Source organism: Paenibacillus sp. SORGH_AS_0306, assembly GCF_030819345.1.
GTDB lineage: Bacteria > Bacillota > Bacilli > Paenibacillales > Paenibacillaceae > Saccharibacillus > Saccharibacillus kyungheensis.
Genome location: NZ_JAUTBP010000001.1, coordinates 3862690 through 3879116 on the forward strand (window position 1 = coordinate 3862690; position 16427 = coordinate 3879116).

The 16427-nt window shown below is 38.1% G+C and carries 16 protein-coding genes; all 16 read right to left on the minus strand.

Going from position 1 to position 16427, the window contains the following annotated elements:
* Nucleotides 1–116: 116 nt before the first annotated feature.
* The 16 genes from QE450_RS17020 to metK all read right to left on the minus strand — a co-directional run bounded on the left by QE450_RS17020 (nucleotide 117) and on the right by metK (nucleotide 16264).
* Nucleotides 117–884, minus strand: coding sequence for a flagellin N-terminal helical domain-containing protein (locus QE450_RS17020; RefSeq protein WP_273613752.1), 768 nt, complete (start codon nucleotides 882–884; stop codon nucleotides 117–119).
* 241 nt (nucleotides 885–1125) lie between these two features.
* Nucleotides 1126–1893, minus strand: coding sequence for a flagellin N-terminal helical domain-containing protein (locus tag QE450_RS17025; protein ID WP_273613753.1), 768 nt, complete (start codon nucleotides 1891–1893; stop codon nucleotides 1126–1128).
* A 154-nt stretch (nucleotides 1894–2047) separates the two neighbouring features.
* The gene (gene csrA / locus QE450_RS17030) at nucleotides 2048–2281 is read right to left on the minus strand and encodes a carbon storage regulator CsrA (RefSeq protein ID WP_273613754.1); all 234 of its coding nucleotides are present in this window, start codon (nucleotides 2279–2281) and stop codon (nucleotides 2048–2050) included.
* On the minus strand, nucleotides 2281–2721 hold the full coding sequence (locus QE450_RS17035) for a flagellar assembly protein FliW (protein WP_307300781.1): 441 nt from the start codon (nucleotides 2719–2721) through the stop codon (nucleotides 2281–2283). The genes csrA and QE450_RS17035 overlap by 1 nt, the downstream gene beginning before the upstream one ends.
* Before the next feature lie 77 nt (nucleotides 2722–2798).
* Nucleotides 2799–3707, minus strand: a complete 909-nt coding sequence (gene flgL, locus QE450_RS17040; protein ID WP_307300783.1) for a flagellar hook-associated protein FlgL — start codon at nucleotides 3705–3707, stop codon at nucleotides 2799–2801.
* A gap of 21 nt (nucleotides 3708–3728) precedes the next feature.
* Nucleotides 3729–5276: a flagellar hook-associated protein FlgK gene (flgK, locus tag QE450_RS17045; protein ID WP_273613757.1), complete on the minus strand. Its 1548-nt coding sequence runs from the start codon at nucleotides 5274–5276 to the stop codon at nucleotides 3729–3731.
* A 15-nt stretch (nucleotides 5277–5291) separates the two neighbouring features.
* Nucleotides 5292–5801, minus strand: a complete 510-nt coding sequence (locus tag QE450_RS17050) for a flagellar protein FlgN (protein WP_273613758.1) — start codon at nucleotides 5799–5801, stop codon at nucleotides 5292–5294.
* 3 nt (nucleotides 5802–5804) lie between these two features.
* Complete coding sequence (flgM, locus tag QE450_RS17055) at nucleotides 5805–6092, minus strand: flagellar biosynthesis anti-sigma factor FlgM (RefSeq protein ID WP_273613759.1); 288 nt, start codon at nucleotides 6090–6092, stop codon at nucleotides 5805–5807.
* 305 nt (nucleotides 6093–6397) lie between these two features.
* A complete protein-coding gene (locus tag QE450_RS17060; protein ID WP_273613760.1) occupies nucleotides 6398–6811 on the minus strand; it encodes a TIGR03826 family flagellar region protein in 414 nt (137 codons plus the stop codon).
* Nucleotides 6812–6997: 186 nt separating this feature from the next.
* On the minus strand, nucleotides 6998–7774 hold the full coding sequence (locus QE450_RS17065; RefSeq protein WP_307300787.1) for a ComFC family protein: 777 nt from the start codon (nucleotides 7772–7774) through the stop codon (nucleotides 6998–7000).
* Nucleotides 7775–7777: 3 nt separating this feature from the next.
* Nucleotides 7778–9823, minus strand: a complete 2046-nt coding sequence (locus QE450_RS17070; protein ID WP_307300789.1) for an ATP-dependent helicase ComFA — start codon at nucleotides 9821–9823, stop codon at nucleotides 7778–7780.
* A gap of 97 nt (nucleotides 9824–9920) precedes the next feature.
* A complete protein-coding gene (locus QE450_RS17075; RefSeq protein WP_069328654.1) occupies nucleotides 9921–10646 on the minus strand; it encodes a response regulator in 726 nt (241 codons plus the stop codon).
* Between the two features lie 13 nt (nucleotides 10647–10659).
* Complete coding sequence (locus QE450_RS17080; RefSeq protein ID WP_273613763.1) at nucleotides 10660–11811, minus strand: sensor histidine kinase; 1152 nt, start codon at nucleotides 11809–11811, stop codon at nucleotides 10660–10662.
* A 61-nt stretch (nucleotides 11812–11872) separates the two neighbouring features.
* Nucleotides 11873–14554: a stalk domain-containing protein gene (locus QE450_RS17085; RefSeq protein WP_307300793.1), complete on the minus strand. Its 2682-nt coding sequence runs from the start codon at nucleotides 14552–14554 to the stop codon at nucleotides 11873–11875.
* 215 nt (nucleotides 14555–14769) lie between these two features.
* Nucleotides 14770–14988 (minus strand): hypothetical protein, encoded by a 219-nt coding sequence (locus QE450_RS17090; protein WP_307300795.1) that lies wholly within the window; start codon nucleotides 14986–14988, stop codon nucleotides 14770–14772.
* Nucleotides 14989–15061: 73 nt separating this feature from the next.
* Nucleotides 15062–16264 carry a methionine adenosyltransferase gene (gene metK, locus QE450_RS17095; protein WP_273613765.1) on the minus strand — a complete coding sequence of 401 codons (1203 nt, stop codon included), beginning with the start codon at nucleotides 16262–16264 and terminating at the stop codon, nucleotides 15062–15064.
* Nucleotides 16265–16427: the final 163 nt, after the last annotated feature.

A 16427-nucleotide genomic window follows, 5' to 3' on the forward strand; every position in this document is an offset into this window, starting at 1 on the left:
TTTTATGTATAGTATTTTAGATTATATTTTTAAAAATATATAAGTTATATTAATTAACAATACAAAAAAAAGATCCTGCCCATGGCAGAATCTTTTTAAAAAATGCACTTTTATTCTTAACGAAGCAAGGACAATACGCCCTGTGGTGAAGAGTTCGCTTGGGACAACATCGATTGTGAAGCCTGTACCAAAATGTTGTTTTTGGACAATGCTACCATTTCCTTAGCCATATCGGTATCACGAATACGTGATTCAGATGCTGTCAAGTTTTCTACTGTTGTTCCCAAGTTGTTGGAAGTGTATTCCAAACGGTTTTGCACAGCACCCAAGTTCGCACGTTGTGTTGCTACTTTTTCAATCGCTTGGCTAACTGAAGAAAGGTTAGTACCAGAGCTTAAACCTTTGAAACCACCTGTACTTACACCAGAAACAGTGATTTGGAATGATTTATCATCAGCTTGTACTTTAACGCTACTTGTAATGTGAATACCGTTAAAAGTAGTGTTGCTCATGATGCTATCGATTTGTGTACCTAATTGATCCAATTCAGCATTGATGTTTGCTTTGTCGCCAGAGCTGTATGTTCCGTTTTCTTTCTGAACATTCAATTCTTTCATACGTCCAAGCATTGAACTCACTTCGTTCATTGCACCCTCTGCTGTTTGTGCGAAAGAGATACCATCTTGTACGTTACGTTGTGCTTGCTCTAATCCACGAATCTGTCCGCGCATTTTTTCAGAGATCGATAGTCCTGCTGCATCATCCGCTGCACGGTTGATCCGTAGTCCTGAAGATAGTTTCTCCATGTTTTTGCTGGCTGCTGCACTGTTCAGACCCATGTTACGTTGTGTATTTAAAGCTGGAATATTGTGATTGATAATCATTGTTATTTCCTCCTTGAATTCGGTTATCCCACATCCATGTGGTTTAGTTTGGCGATCAAGCTTAAGGCCGTACGCTCCTCAAGTACTTCTTTCGCTCTATTCTTTATATCGACATCTGTTTTAATATTGTGTATAGCATATGGATCATTTTAAGTTATATTTTAGCTCACTTTCATTTATATACTTCACTAAATAGAAAAAAGACCTTGCTAGAGCAAGGTCTTTAAAACAGAAGCTAATCTTAACGAAGCAAGGACAATACGCCCTGTGGTGAAGAGTTCGCTTGGGACAACATCGATTGTGAAGCCTGTACCAAAATATTGTTTTTGGACAATGCTACCATTTCTTTAGCCATATCGGTATCACGAATACGTGATTCAGATGCTGTTAAGTTTTCTACTGTTGTTCCCAAGTTGTTGGAAGTGTATTCCAAACGGTTTTGCACAGCACCCAGGTTCGCACGTTGTGTTGCTACTTTTTCGATTGCAGAACTAATTGCAGACAATGTACTGCTTGAATTCAAACCAGAGAAGCCAGTTCTGCTTACACCAGAAACAGTGATTTTGAATGCTTTATCATCTGCTTGAATTGTAACATTGCTTGTAATTTTGATACCATTGAAAGTTGTGTTTTGCATAATGCTATCTACTTGAGTACCCAATTGGTTCAACTCAGAATTGATGTTTGCTTTATCGCCAGAGCTGTATGTTCCATTAGCTTTCTGAACATTCAGTTCTTTCATACGTCCAAGCATAGAACTTACTTCGTTCATTGCACCCTCTGCTGTTTGTGCGAAAGAGATACCATCTTGTACGTTACGTTGTGCTTGCTCTAATCCACGAATCTGTCCACGCATTTTTTCAGAGATCGATAGACCTGCTGCATCATCGGCTGCACGGTTGATCCGTAGTCCTGATGATAGTTTCTCCATGTTTTTGCTGGCTGCTGCACTGTTCAGACCCATGTTACGTTGAGTGTTTAAAGCTGGAATATTGTGATTGATAATCATTGTTATTTCCTCCTTGAATTCGGTTATCCCACATCCATGTGGTTTTTTTGGCGAGTAAGCTTAAGGCCGTACGCTCCTCGAGTGCTTCTTTCGCTCTACTCTTTATATCGTCATTTAGTTAACAATTCATTATAGCTCTAAGTCTTTTATTACATTATTTTTGTTCTGTACTCTTTTCGTTTAACCAATCTTTCAAAAATTCAGATCCTACTGCTGCACTTTGGTTACTTAATTGGATCGCTTCGTAAATTTCTTTACGATGGATATCAATATTTTTGGGAGCTGCAATTCCTAACTTTATCGTATCTCCGTCAATAGAAAGAATAGTAACCTCGATTTGATCATCGATAATAATAGACTCGCCTTTTTTACGTGATAATACTAGCATTAGGATTCGCCCCCTTTTGCCACATTTGGTTGCAATGGATGTCTAATTATATATTGCGTATTTTGTAAAATAATTTGTTTGGCTTGATGATTATCGATATTAAAAATAATAGGGGCTACTAAATTAACAGTACGATGTTCTGCTTTTTTATTCCATGACACAATATTACGAATCACAACGTGTTCTTCTTTGGTAATAGCTAGTTCATCTACAACTTCTTGAGGCAATTCAAATTCGTAATCAGGATAGTATACGAATGGATCAATCATAATAAAACTAGTCTCTGGATGTAGAGCAGATTGCAATAAGCTAAATGGTGTAATTTGTTGAACAACCATATATTCTGTAATTTCATGAAAACCAGGAATCCCTTTAGAAAAAGTATATATTCCTTCTTTTTCAGTAGTAGGTTGGTTAGTAGCCGTCTGTGAATCTGACATGTAAGTCTATTCCTCCTTTTTTTTGAGAAAAAGGCTACGGACAGGATGGTCCATAGCCTTTTGAGTTATATATAAGTTTATCCCATAAAATTAACTAAAGATAGTTGTAACGCTGAAGCTGAAGTTTTAAGTGCTGCTTGATACACTGTTTGCGCAGCTGTTGCTTTGATCAATGTCTCAGCTACATCCGCATCTTCAACTTTAGATTGCAATGTAGTTACATTCAAATCGCGATCTTCAAGTCTACTTTGGATTAGTTCTATACGGTTAGTTTTGGCTCCTACTTCTGAACGAAGAGCTGACATTTTTGTTGCTCTAGATTCAATGTTTGGTAGCTCTGCACTAATCGCTGCATGATCATTAGCATCCATTGCAGCTGTTAAGCGATCAATAGTAGCAAAAACATTATCTTTATCTGCTTTAGAACCAAAAAAGTCATTTCCAGAAGTACTTACCCCTAGTGAAACATTCTCACTCACTCCGTAAGTCACTTGTCCTGTATCTGTTACTACATCAGTTAGACTTGTAACTGTATCCGATAATGCATAAGGTTCTTCACCCAATTGTTGTCCATTAAAAATATATTTGCCTGTAAGCTGACTATTACCAATATTAGCAAGCTGACCTTTAAGCTGTTCTAGTTCATCTTTGATTGCTGTTAGTCCACTGCTATCTGTTGTTCCTGTACCAGCTTGAACAGTTAACTCTTTAATACGAGTCATTACATCGCCTGCTTGACCCATTACTGTATCCGAGTAATCTAGCCAGCTTTTAGCTTCATCGGTGTTACTTGTATATTGTTGATTAGCAGCCAATTCAGCACGGTAACGAAGAGAATACGTTGTACCTACAGGATCATCTGAAGCTTTGTTAATTTTACGTCCTGTAGAAGACTCATTACTGAGCTTATCCATATTTAAAAGATTGTTATTCAGATTCCGTACTGTCTGTGAAGACATCATGTTTGATGTTATACGCATTCCCATAGATTCTCTACTCCTTAATTATTAAAGTCCGACTCTACCTGTACTGTTAATCAATTTATCTAACAATTGATCAAAAGTAGTCATAAAACGGGAAGCAGCACTATAGGCATGTTGGAATTTAATTAAATCTGTCATTTCTTCATCTAGTGATACACCACTAACTGATTTTCGGCTTGCATCTACTTGATCTGTTAATGTTTTTGCATTAGCCGCTTGTCGTGTAGCTTCTTGAGAATCTACACCCATTTGACCTACAATACCATTAAAATAATCTTGAACTGTTGTAGGGGTAGTACCGCCGAAATCCATTTTAGTGTTTTGAAGTTCAGTCATTAACAATGCAAGACCACCATTACCTGTAACTACTTTTTCATTAGTACCTGTGCCTGTTGTACGTAAAGAGAAAGCAATTTGACTTGCATCATCTTGCAATGTCTTGTTCATTGTAATATTTCCAGCTGTGACTGTGCCACTTCCGTCAGTTGTACCAAAGAAGTCTCCACCAGCTTTACCTGCACTGTTGTATCCTAATTGATGAAGCCCATTAATACCTTTAACGGTAACTGTGAGGTCAGATGTTAGAGTACGATTACCTGCAGCTGTAGAATAAGTAACTCCATTCAGAACCGTTCCTTCTGGAATTACAGATCCTGAAGGCAATTTAACAGTCAGATCACCATTTGCTAATGTATTAGCCAATTGATCCAATTGCGTTTTGTAATCAGCTACATACGTATCTCTAGAAAGAAGATATCCATGTACTTCACCACTTGAAAGTGTGCCACCTTCATAAGCAGCTTGCAAAGAAGCCGCTGTTACTTGAGTTACAGCAGTACCTGTTACCGCATTTTGTCCACCAAAGTTTACTTGGTATCCATCTGACAATTGAGTAACTTGTACATTTCCGTATTTGGATAATTGATCTATAGCATAATCACGGCTATCCCGTAAATCATTGGCATCATTGCCCTGGGATTCCACTGACATAATGCTTTTATTCAGACTCCCTACTGTAGATAGCAGAGAATTGATTGTAGTCGCGTCTAAACTTACACTTGAAGTTAAGTTGTTGCTTAATGCATCTAACTGTTTGCTCATTTGGTTCATAGCATCTGTTAGAGCTAATGTGTTTTCTTTCAAAATCTTTTGGTTTGTCGTACTTTGTGGATTATTGCTCAGGTCAGACCAAGAACTCCAGAAATTATTGATTACTTTTTGCAAACCTGTATCAGATGGTTCATTTACGATTGTTTCTAATTTGTTCAATGTATCTGAACGAATATCCCAACTACCTAATGAAGAATTTTCGCCTTGAAATTGAGTATCCAAAAATAATGAACGTACACGCTGTACAGAAGTTGCTTCGACTCCAGTACCAATTTGACCAGCAGAAGTAGCATTTTTGAAAGCAACTGCTTCTAAAGGATTTGTAGCACTTGTGTGCACAACTTGACGTGAATAACCAGCACTATCAGCATTAGCAATATTATGAGAAACCGTACTCAGCGAAGCTGTTGTTGTCACCAAACTCCGTTTGGACGTTTCTATTGAATGAAATGTAGATGTCATGTTTTCCTCCTAATCTTATCCCCGCGTATCGAATAATCCAGAACGCGTAGCTCCATAAGCTTTATCAGCCGGATGTTGATAAGTTAAATCTTGTTCCGGTACAAGTGCCAACATTTCCAATGAGAAGTCCACATAATCCAAAGCTTGTTGAATCAGTTGCTTGTTGAGTTCATTGAGCTGTTGAAGAGTTTGCAGGGTGGCGGACAGTCGAGAGCGAGCTTCAAGAAGGAGTTGTTTTTCTTCCGGATCGAATACAAGACGCGCTAGCTCCGTAAGGTTTAAACGTAGTTTGGACTTGATACCACGTTCCAACAAAAAGGCATGTACAATCTCTTCACGCTCTTGTTCTTCACGGTCGATAAATTTAGCTAATTTAGATTCTTGATTCATAATAGCAATCATAGATTCTACCTCATTTTTGATAACAGCTTGCTTTTTGCGCTCACCGAGCTCGATCATTTGGATATGGCAATCATTCATTTGATCGAGCTTTGCTACCAGTTTCTGCAAAGTCTCACTACTCATTGATTAATTCCCCGTTCCTTTTAGGAAAGGCAACAACTTATCTGCAAGTGCGCCTGCATCCACATTGTACGTACCCGAAGATACTTGTTCTTTCAGACTTTGAATTTTTTGAGCACGTTCTGCATTTGCAGAAGCTTGAGTGCTATTTGCTTGTAACATTTCCATTGCCTCCGGCGAGATTGACACTTCATCTTTACGATTTGCTTTTTTCTCATTAGTTACTGCTTTTGCCTCTGCTGCTCTTTGGTATGGGTTGATTGCACTTACGCGGTTAGTTTCGTTAATTTTCATGGTTGACACGCTCCTTAGTAATTTTAGTTGAGAAGAACTTCCTATTCAGGATAGGACGTTCTTTTTTGATATCAGGAAGCTTGGGTGATAAGCAAAAGGTTGTTTTCCTGATATCATATAGACAACCGATTTAGTATTTACTAAGATTATCGGACATTTTCGAGATAATTTTTATAGTTATAAAGTGGTTAATTATAAAACGACATTTGTCATTGCTTAAGTCCTAATCCTGCATACGTACGCAATTGAAACCACTCATATAGCACCAAATATTGTCGTTATTTGACTTGTATATGGAAAACCTCTTACATATTTCGGAATTTGTCGACTGCCCGATAGGTCCCTTGGGTTTTTTGTGCTTCTTCTTTTTTGGCTGCTTGATCATCTTCATAAGCATGTTGAATGTCTTTATTAAGACGTGCCCGGCAAGAATCACACATATTACTATCTCGAATAGGATTACCACACACTTCACAAGCATAAGACATATTAGGTGCATTAGCGATTGAAATGCGCCCTTCTCTGATAAACTGTGTGATTTGCTTCACAGGTACTTCCACTGCTTCGGATAATTCTGTAATTGTTGTTCCTTTATGTTCACGTAAGTACTTGATACAATCTTCATATTGGAATTCAATTTCTTTTATACAATTACCACAGATTCCTCTGAGATTCATAACATGTAATTTACCACAACGGGGACAATTAGCTAAGTTCATCCCGTACCGCCTCCTAATCATTGCACTACATCTTTATCATTTATGCTCTTATTTATATTATATCGTACAATAGGTCCTTATTTATTAATAATAAAGCTTAAATTAACGATTTATTTCATACATTCTTTTAAATTTTCATCAAATAGACTAGAGTGTACAGAATGAATACGATATCGTACATGCTTTTCAAGAACGAGCCCATGTTAAGCTAAATACATGTATATCGATACCATGAAGCTGCCCAGCTTCGATTAACGCTTTTGCACAATTATTAATAGTACTTCCTGTTGTATAGATATCATCTACGAGTAGTATGTTTAGGCTATGCGATTGATAAGTAGTTAACCATTGTGGCGTATCCAAAGCATAACCAAATACTTCTTTCATATTCATAATACGTGCTTGTCTTCCTTGCGAGCTTTGCTTGATTGTATCTCGTTGTCTAACTAACAAAGATTTATAAGGTAAGTGTTCATATGTAGCTAAATGACTTGCTAGAACTGCTGCTTGATCAAAACCTCTCTGTATTAATCGTGATCCACTTACAGGTACAAATGTAACTACATCGATAGTCCACGCTTTTCGATAAAATTCTGTCATTTCTTTCTTCATCCCCTGATACGCTTCTATTACTATTTGTCCTAATAGAGAAGCATACCGTTCTTGTCCCTTGTATTTATAATCGGCTAACCATGCTCTCATCGTATCGTTATAGGAAACGGCACTACGATTGAACATAAAGTAACGTTGTGCTGCTGATTTACGCTGGCAATCAGGACAATAGCTCTCTCGTCCACATACTTTACAGCTAATCTGAGTAATCCAGGGAATGCGCCGTGCACAAAGCTCGCAAATCCCAGGATATCTTTTCATTAATACTGCCTTTTTACCACAAGACATACAGGCATCATAGTGTGGAGATAGATAAGACAACCATGTATTCCATAAGTTTTTGTTTAACATAATCTATAATCCCTTTCCTAGTATGGATGATTTGGATGCATGTAGATAACCTTTACGTCTAGCGATACGATTCATAAGCTTGATTTGTGACACTGCTTTTTTCTGCTCAATTGTCCATTGCTTAGCACCAAAAATTACATTTCCTTTAGGATCTTCTTTGGATCTCCCTGCTCGTCCTGCCATTTGTACAAGAGAAGACGCATCAAATAATCCACTATCAGCATCCAAAATATAGACATCACTATAAGGAATTGTGACTCCACGTTCCAAAATAGTGGTTGTGACTAATATTCGTATCTGTTGCTCACGAAAAAGAAGGACTTTATCCGCTCGTTCATGATCTTGAGAAGAAGTTCCTTCAATTGAAAGCTGTGGGAAATAAGATCGCAGTAATAATACTAGCGATTCGATTAACGCTATCCGAGAAACAAATATAAAAATTTGCGCCTGACGTGTTACCGAATAACGTAAATATTTTAACAAAGTATGAGATAGCTGCTTTCTGTTGAGCATATGAGTCACTGTTGGTATATGAATATACTTTGGTACTGGTAAAGGATGTCCATGAAAACGAGCCGGTACTTTAGCATGCGCAAGTATTCCTTGTTTGATCTCTTTTTGTAATTGCACAGGTGGGGTCGCAGATAAATATACAAAAGCTCCATCATATTTACAGCAAGCATTAGCGGCATATGCTAACATCGGATCATTGTGAAAAGGGAACGCATCCAGTTCATCCAAAATAACCAGATCAAATGCTTGCGAAAATCTTAATAATTGATGTGTAGTGGCTATCGTCAAATCTGAGCTTCGCCAGCGATCTTCACTTCCTCCATACAATACAGAGATCGTTGTTGCTGGAAAAGCTTTGGCCATGCGGGGAGCTAATTCAAGCACTACATCTCTTCTCGGTGTAGCTACTAGTACTTTCCCCTTATTTTGTAATACATGATCGATTATCGGAAAGGTCATTTCTGTTTTACCTGCACCTGTTACTGCCCAAAGTAGGAAACGTTTATGTGTAAAATAGGAAGGACTAGGAATACCCTTTTTATTTTTTAATTTAGATAGAAAAAATAAATAGAAGAGATTCTTATTTGAAAATATCATTTTGTTCGAATCTTGTTTTTTATTTTTTAAAAAATGTAATGCACTAGTAGTGGCTTCAGTCTGTGCATCACTAAGTCCCCATCTCATTTGAATATTTTCTTCTTTATAATCAGTATCTATAGAAGAAACAGAATTTAGATGTAATGGCGCTATATATACAGATTGAATCATTAGTGTACATTCACGACTTCTACCCAGATTAAGACAGGTCTCACAATAAGCACATGCAGAACTGCCACAACTAGCACACGGCGTGGCGTTCATCCTCTGGCTTCCACAACGACGACAATGATAACTTGAAGCAGAATCTTTATATACAGCTGAGTGAAGTCGCAATGATTGTGTTAAATACGCTAGCTGTGTATATGTTTTCCAATGAGTTAGAAGATTTATTTGTTGATCTGTAATCATCATCATGTATTCTGTTTCTAAAAGAGAACGACCTTGCATCATGTGAGTGAGTTCTATTGCGCTTAACATTACTTTTCGTTTCCAAACAGGTAATCCCGAATGATCTATGTATTCGTCTGGCTGATATTGCATGTGTTGTATAGTAGATACTAAAAAAGGTATATCTTTTATTGTGTTCACAGTATCATCCCACAATATTTTTATTTGATCCGCCACTATAAAATAATGAATATTTCTACGCTGATTGTCATGCTGATTATAATTTTGAATACCATTGAATAACCATTGCTCTATATGTTGTTTCCATTGATATTGATCCCAACGATCTGCACTACTATCGAATTTTAAATATTGCTTGCACTGCAAAGCCCATCCTAAAGGCATAGTCGATGAAATATATATCATTTGTTGGATGGTTTCTGTATGTCGCTTATCTGAAGTCCACCATATGAGATCAATACGAAGATCCAGTGATATTTCAAAAGACCACTCGTCTTTTTGCTTAATAGCGTACAATGCAATTGGCATGTATATTCTCCTTTCTATTCTTAAAATAGCAAAAAAGCACACCTTCCCTATCTCTAGGAAAAGTGTGCTTCACTTTTACGTGTGTTATTTATTAGACTTAAAGTGTAACCCAACCATGTTTGATAGCGTTGATTACTGCTTGTGTACGGTCATCAACTTCCATCTTTTGCAAAATACTACTTACATGATTTTTTACAGTTTTTTCACTGATAAATAAATATTCACCAATCATTTTGTTACTCTTACCTTCTGCCATCAGACGCAGTACTTCTGCTTCACGACGTGTAAGAGGATTATCATCGCCGGCTACAAATTTAACACCTGTATCACCAGAGCTATTATTGTCTGTTAATACACCGGATTCATTTGTATACGTCATACGACGAAGTTGTTGGATTAGTTTACCTGTTACTTTAGGATGGATATAAGCATGTCCCTCCATAACAGAACGAATAGCATTTACTAAAGACTCAGCTTCCATATCTTTTAAAAGATATCCTGAAGCACCTTTGCGTAACGTTTCAAATACATAGCTCTCATCATCATGAATAGACAGAATGATCACTTTAATATCAGGGAATAGCTCACGTAATTTTTCAGTAGCTACTACTCCATTTTCGATCGGCATATTAATATCCATTAATACAACTTCTGGAGGATTGTGATTACAGAATTCTAAAACTTGAATTCCGTCTCCACATTCACCAATAACCTCAAGGTCATCCTCCATATTCAGAATACGCTTTAGACCTTCACGAAAAAGCTGATGATCGTCGGCTAAGAGTATCTTAATTTTTTTAGTGCCGTAATCATGGTTTTCCATTCTGTTACTCCTTTCACTTTTCCACGTTCGTCGGAATATGGATTACGATTTTCGTACCCTGATTTTCGGCAGATTCGATTTCCATTCTTCCTTCAAGCAATTCTACTCGTTCCCGCATGCCGATCAATCCAAAATGAGTATGATCTTTGGTCTTTTGCTCTATCATATCCAACTTAAAACCGCGTCCGTTATCCTCAACAATCAACTTAACCATTTGTGACTGAAAAGTAATGATAACCGTTACATAAGTAGGATAAGCATGTTTAGACGCGTTAGTGAGTGCTTCTTGAACTAGTCGGTAAATCGCAGCTTCCATAGCAGAAGTGAGTCGATATTCCTTGCCTCTTGTTTCGAAAATCGTGCGGATTCGAGTTTTATTCTCAAAATCTTGCACATATTTCCTTAAAGTTGGAATGAGACCCAAATCGTCGAGGGCCATCGGTCTTAGATTAAAAATAACTTTCCGCATTTCTTCTAGGCTAGAGCGCACTTGTCCCTTCAAATCTACTATTTCGTCCTGGACCATCTTATATTCCTGCTTTGTAATCATTCTTTCTACAATTTCGGTCCGAAGAACTAGATTTGCGAGCAATTGAGCAGGACCATCGTGAATTTCCCGGGAAATTCGCTTACGTTCCTCTTCTTGTGCGAGAATGATTTTTAGCCCGATCAATTGACGGTTTTTGGCTGATTCCAAAATACGAGTGACTTGATTAAGTTCGCCGGATAGGTATTCTAATACCACTCCCATCTGCGAGCCGATGGTCTCAGCTCGCTCGATAGAACTTTCTACATTTTTAACTCGTTTTTGCAAATCATCCCGTCTTGCTTTTAAATACATTTCTTTCTCACGATAAATCATCAAATCCAATTGCAGTTGTGTTGCACGTTCATACGCTTGCTTAATGTCTTCCTCATTATACCGTACAAAGTCCCGGCTGACTTCTGTCAGTCGAATCCGTGAACTACGATAGCTGACTTCAAGTTGGTCTACCTTTTCAATCGTATCTGTCGTTTCACGAAGTACCAATTCAAGTTCTGTATTTAGCGAGAGCAATTCACTCCGCGAAGTATCCAAAATCTCGAAGATTTGATATTTACTATTTTCCATAACACTTGTTGCATTCTTAATGACGTGATCTATTGCATCAGCGTGGAACTCCACTCGATCTTCTCCATTTCTGTAAGTCAATTATATGATGCATGTATTATCATATCATAACTTATCACGATTGGATGCTAACCGTCTTGGTTTTCTGATCCCATTTTACAGTCAAACCAAGCTGTTCTGACACCAATCTTAAAGGGACTAAAGTCCTTCCTGATACGACTAAAGGTGCTACTGTAGAGTTTTGAAGCTTACCATTCGATACATAAGCTTTATTATTTACAGTCAAATCCAGTAATTGTCCTGCACGTAAAATGGTCACGCGCTGACTACTAGCATTCCAAGTCGCTTGTCCACCAAAAGCATCCATTATATATTTAACCGGTACATAAGTTGCATTATTTTTGAGCATCGGAGAAACATCAATAGATTGTGATTTACCATCTAGTGTTGAAGTCTTTTTACCCACTGTCATCGATAATGTACCTTTTGGCATAGTATATGTTGCTGCTTGAGCCGCTCCAGTTAGGCGAATATTGTCCATAGCGATCATACCTGTAGCTGCACGTTCGTCTTGTCCTTCAGCTACATTAACAACATATACACGTTTTAATTTAGCCGGATAAGCGATGCCTGAACCAGAAAGATCAATATTTAATGTTTTCCAACCGCTCCAATTGATACTTTTCGCAAAATCAATATAGACCGTTTTACCGCTAGCATCTGTTACTTCACCACGTAACCAGTTATAACTTTTATCTCCATACACATCTACTGTTACGCCTGTTGTTCCAGGTGTGAGTGCTTTACCAGAAGTACCGCCAAACTGAGCATAAGCATATTTTTTACTTGTGCCTGCTGTCATATCATACGTTAATTGCAACACTTTAGAATTAGCATGATCGCCTGTTCCTTGTGTCACTTGAGCGGTTCCTTTTACTGTACTAGGGTTTCCTAAGAAACTAATACCATAATTCACATTTTCAAAATCTTCCCATGTACTGGTTGCTCCGCCGCCAGTAGTTAATACCATCATTGTACTAAATCCATCATATCGTGCAATAGCGTATCCCACCGTAGTACCACTATTTACAGAAGAAATGTTCAATTGTCCATCTTTTACGCTACCTTTAAATCCAACCAATTCCCATTTTAACGTTTCTGGAGAAATGGTTAAGCTTGAGCCATCTTTTAACGTAGCGGTTACCGGTACAGCAACTGTAGTGCCCGCTTGTAAAGTAGCTGTAGAGCTAGCTGTCGTTAGATTTTGAATAGCTTCTGCACCGACAACATTTACATTCATACTGGTACTGACTCCGCCACTAGAAGCAATAATTTTGGCTGTACCATTTTTAGTCGCTTTAAATTCGCTGCCTGTCCATTTGATATTACTACTTCCAGCTTTCCAAGAAGGATTAATTCCTGCTGTACTGATTGGATTATAGTAAGTATCATATCCATTTGCTTCGTATTTCGCTGTCTGCCCAATTAGTAATTGTTTGGGTCCGCTAATACTGAATCCTTGTACTTTGCCTTGTGGGGCTGTAGTATACACTCCTAGCCCGTTTACAACGCTACGTTGAGTATTACCGCCATATTCAGTTGGGAACGTTAGACTAGCTTGTGTTTTCCCTAAAGGACGTGTGACTAGAGTGGTAGAACCTCCACCATCTAGATTAATACCTTTCCATACACCTATAGAAGCCATAAATGATTGTAATTCATACAAAGACATACCTGCACTATTATCGTTGTCTTGTACAGTAACAATATAAGCATATCGTCCATCTTGTGAATAACCTACAGCGGTACGCGCACGATTACCACCGATCGCTGTGGTGCTACGAGAAAATGAACTAGGTTTTCCTTGATCTACTAGAATCGTATGACCACCAATCATCATCTGTAAAGTCGTCGGATCAATAGATTGCCCTGTCGATTTAGCTTGTAAACTATAATCAGTCGTTACTTTTTGTCCAACTTTCATATGTTGTTGTACAAACTGAGCTGCTTTGCCATGAGTACGCAAAATATAAGCCCCTTTAGGTACTACCTTTTGAATCGTTGCATTCACCGATATTTGCGTGATCACTCCGCCTTGTACAAGTACTTCAGTCGGTGTAGTTGAACTATTGGCTGGACGCTCGATTGCTTTCCAAGCATCTGTATAGATATACATGGTATTGGAATGACTAAATGTACCATTCGGTTCTGTCATATAAGAAGCTTGGTTGATTCCCGCTAGATCAAAAGTAGAACCATCTTCTGCGGTTACTTTACCTTGGAATGTAAATTGATCAATCATTGGTGTACCGTCTTTTGTCACACCAAATGCATACATTCCTTTTAATTCAGAAGGGCTAGACATCAACACACCTTCAGAAGCTTGAGCTCCCATCGGTACACCTTCACTAGCGGTATTAAAGTAATCTCCATTTACTCCAGCTACTGCTTTGGTTTCTTGCGCCATACCTTCAACAGATTGCTTGGTCGTAAATTGATTACCTTTCCCTGTCATTACATCCAAATTAACATACGGATTTTTCAAATCTACTTTAACAACATCCGCTAAAATAGAAACTGTTTTTCCAGAACGAGCTGTTTTGTAGCGATATTCTAACAGCTTAGCTCCAGAAGTTATGTAGCTTTCGTTCAATTGAGTCGTCTCCGCTGCACTTGCAATATGTGTAGGCAACCAAGCGACCTGAGGAATACCTACTTGTAATACCGGTTGAATCCATAACGAGCCTGCAATCGTAAGAATAATCCATTTGCGTGCCGTTTTTGCTTTGCCTGTCATATGTTAAAACGCTCCTATTCGTTGAAAATTCTCTGATTACATTGATTTTTTATAACCATCATCATAATATCCACTTTAATGATCATAACGTTATTTAGATATAGATGCCAATTTGGCAGAGTACACCACATAAGAATATAGACTACAATAGAAGCAAAAAGTTACGGTAAACCAACCATTTTTTTCTGTAATCCTATCAATGTAGATCAAATACATTATCTTCTACCATATTTGCAAGTTGAAAATGAACTGAAGTTCCAGTTCCAGTTCCAGTTCCAGTTCCAGTTCCAGTTCCAGTTCCAGTTCCAGTTCCAGTTCCAGTTCCAGTTCCAGTTCCAGTTCCAGTTCCAGTTCCAGTTCCAGTTCCAGTTCCAGTTCCAGTTCCAGTTCCAGTTCCAGTTCCAGTTCTGAATAATGGTATTGGTTTTGAGCATAAAAAAGAAGGCTTCCCGAAAAAAATCGAGTTACCTTCTTTGATCAAACTATAATTATAGATCGTAAAAACTATTATAGTCCAGCTTGAGTTTTTAATAATTCTGCTTTGTCGGTTTGTTCCCAAGGCAATTCAACATCTGTACGACCGAAATGTCCGTATGCAGCTGTTTGACGATACAAAGGACGACGAAGATCAAGCATGCGAATAATACCAGTAGGACGCAAGTCAAAATTGTTACGAACCAATTCTACCATTTTTTCTTCGCTTACTTTACCTGTTCCATACGTATCTACACTGATCGATACAGGGTTAGCTACACCAATAGCATAAGCCAATTGGATTTCGCATTTATCTGCTAATCCAGCAGCAACTAGGTTTTTAGCTACATAACGAGCAGCATAAGCAGCAGAACGGTCTACTTTAGTTGGATCTTTTCCTGAGAATGCACCGCCACCATGACGTGCATAGCCGCCATATGTATCTACGATGATTTTACGTCCAGTTAATCCAGCATCACCTTGAGGTCCACCAATAACGAAGCGACCTGTTGGGTTAATAAAGTATTTAGTATCCGCATCAAGCAACTCAGCAGGAACAACCGGAAGAATAACATGTTCACGGATATCTGCTTGGATTTGCTCTAATGTTGTTTCTTCAGCATGTTGAGTTGATACAACGATTGCATCAATACGAACAGGCTTACCATCTTCATATTCTACGGTTACTTGTGTTTTACCATCAGGACGCAAGTAATTAAGCGTACCATCTTTACGTACTTCAGCCAAACGGCGTGCGATACGGTGAGACAATGCGATAGGCAAAGGCATCAATTCTGGTGTTTCGTTAGTAGCAAACCCGAACATCAAACCTTGGTCACCTGCACCAATATTTTCTGTTTCTTTCTCCATTAATGCTGTATCACGAGTTTCTAAAGCAGAGTTAACGCCTTGAGCAATATCAGCAGATTGTTCATTTAATGAAGTAAGTACAGCACATGTATTATAATCAAAGCCATACTTGGCACGTGTATAACCAATTTCCTTGATTGTATTTCTTACGATAGATGGAATATCAACATACTCCGAATTTGTGCTTACTTCCCCGATAACTAACACCAAACCTGTAGCCACTGCTACTTCACAAGCTACACGAGCATTGGGATCATTAGCTAAAAAAGCATCCAGTACTGCATCAGAAATTTGGTCACAGATTTTATCTGGATGTCCTTCTGTTACAGACTCTGATGTAAATAAATGTCTCTTTAAAGTAGACAAGAGTTTTCAACCTCCCATATGGATATTAAGGTGTCAGCAATGTGCAACAAACTTCAAACATATAGTCAAAGTCCCTACACAAAAAATGAACCCTTTCCATAAGGAAAAGGTTGCTATACAAGCCTCAACAGTCATATTAACGTATTTGATACCAGGTGTCAAA

Coding starts and splice junctions, on each gene's coding strand:
- QE450_RS17020 (WP_273613752.1), bottom strand. CDS start 884: ATGATTATCAATCACAATATTCCAGCTTTAAATACACAACGTAACATG.
- QE450_RS17025 (WP_273613753.1), bottom strand. CDS start 1,893: ATGATTATCAATCACAATATTCCAGCTTTAAACACTCAACGTAACATG.
- csrA (WP_273613754.1), bottom strand. CDS start 2,281: ATGCTAGTATTATCACGTAAAAAAGGCGAGTCTATTATTATCGATGAT.
- QE450_RS17035 (WP_307300781.1), bottom strand. CDS start 2,721: ATGTCAGATTCACAGACGGCTACTAACCAACCTACTACTGAAAAAGAA.
- flgL (WP_307300783.1), bottom strand. CDS start 3,707: ATGGGAATGCGTATAACATCAAACATGATGTCTTCACAGACAGTACGG.
- flgK (WP_273613757.1), bottom strand. CDS start 5,276: ATGACATCTACATTTCATTCAATAGAAACGTCCAAACGGAGTTTGGTG.
- QE450_RS17050 (WP_273613758.1), bottom strand. CDS start 5,801: ATGAGTAGTGAGACTTTGCAGAAACTGGTAGCAAAGCTCGATCAAATG.
- flgM (WP_273613759.1), bottom strand. CDS start 6,092: ATGAAAATTAACGAAACTAACCGCGTAAGTGCAATCAACCCATACCAA.
- QE450_RS17060 (WP_273613760.1), bottom strand. CDS start 6,811: ATGAACTTAGCTAATTGTCCCCGTTGTGGTAAATTACATGTTATGAAT.
- QE450_RS17065 (WP_307300787.1), bottom strand. CDS start 7,774: ATGTTAAACAAAAACTTATGGAATACATGGTTGTCTTATCTATCTCCA.
- QE450_RS17070 (WP_307300789.1), bottom strand. CDS start 9,823: ATGCCAATTGCATTGTACGCTATTAAGCAAAAAGACGAGTGGTCTTTT.
- QE450_RS17075 (WP_069328654.1), bottom strand. CDS start 10,646: ATGGAAAACCATGATTACGGCACTAAAAAAATTAAGATACTCTTAGCC.
- QE450_RS17085 (WP_307300793.1), bottom strand. CDS start 14,554: ATGACAGGCAAAGCAAAAACGGCACGCAAATGGATTATTCTTACGATT.
- QE450_RS17090 (WP_307300795.1), bottom strand. CDS start 14,988: ATGCTCAAAACCAATACCATTATTCAGAACTGGAACTGGAACTGGAAC.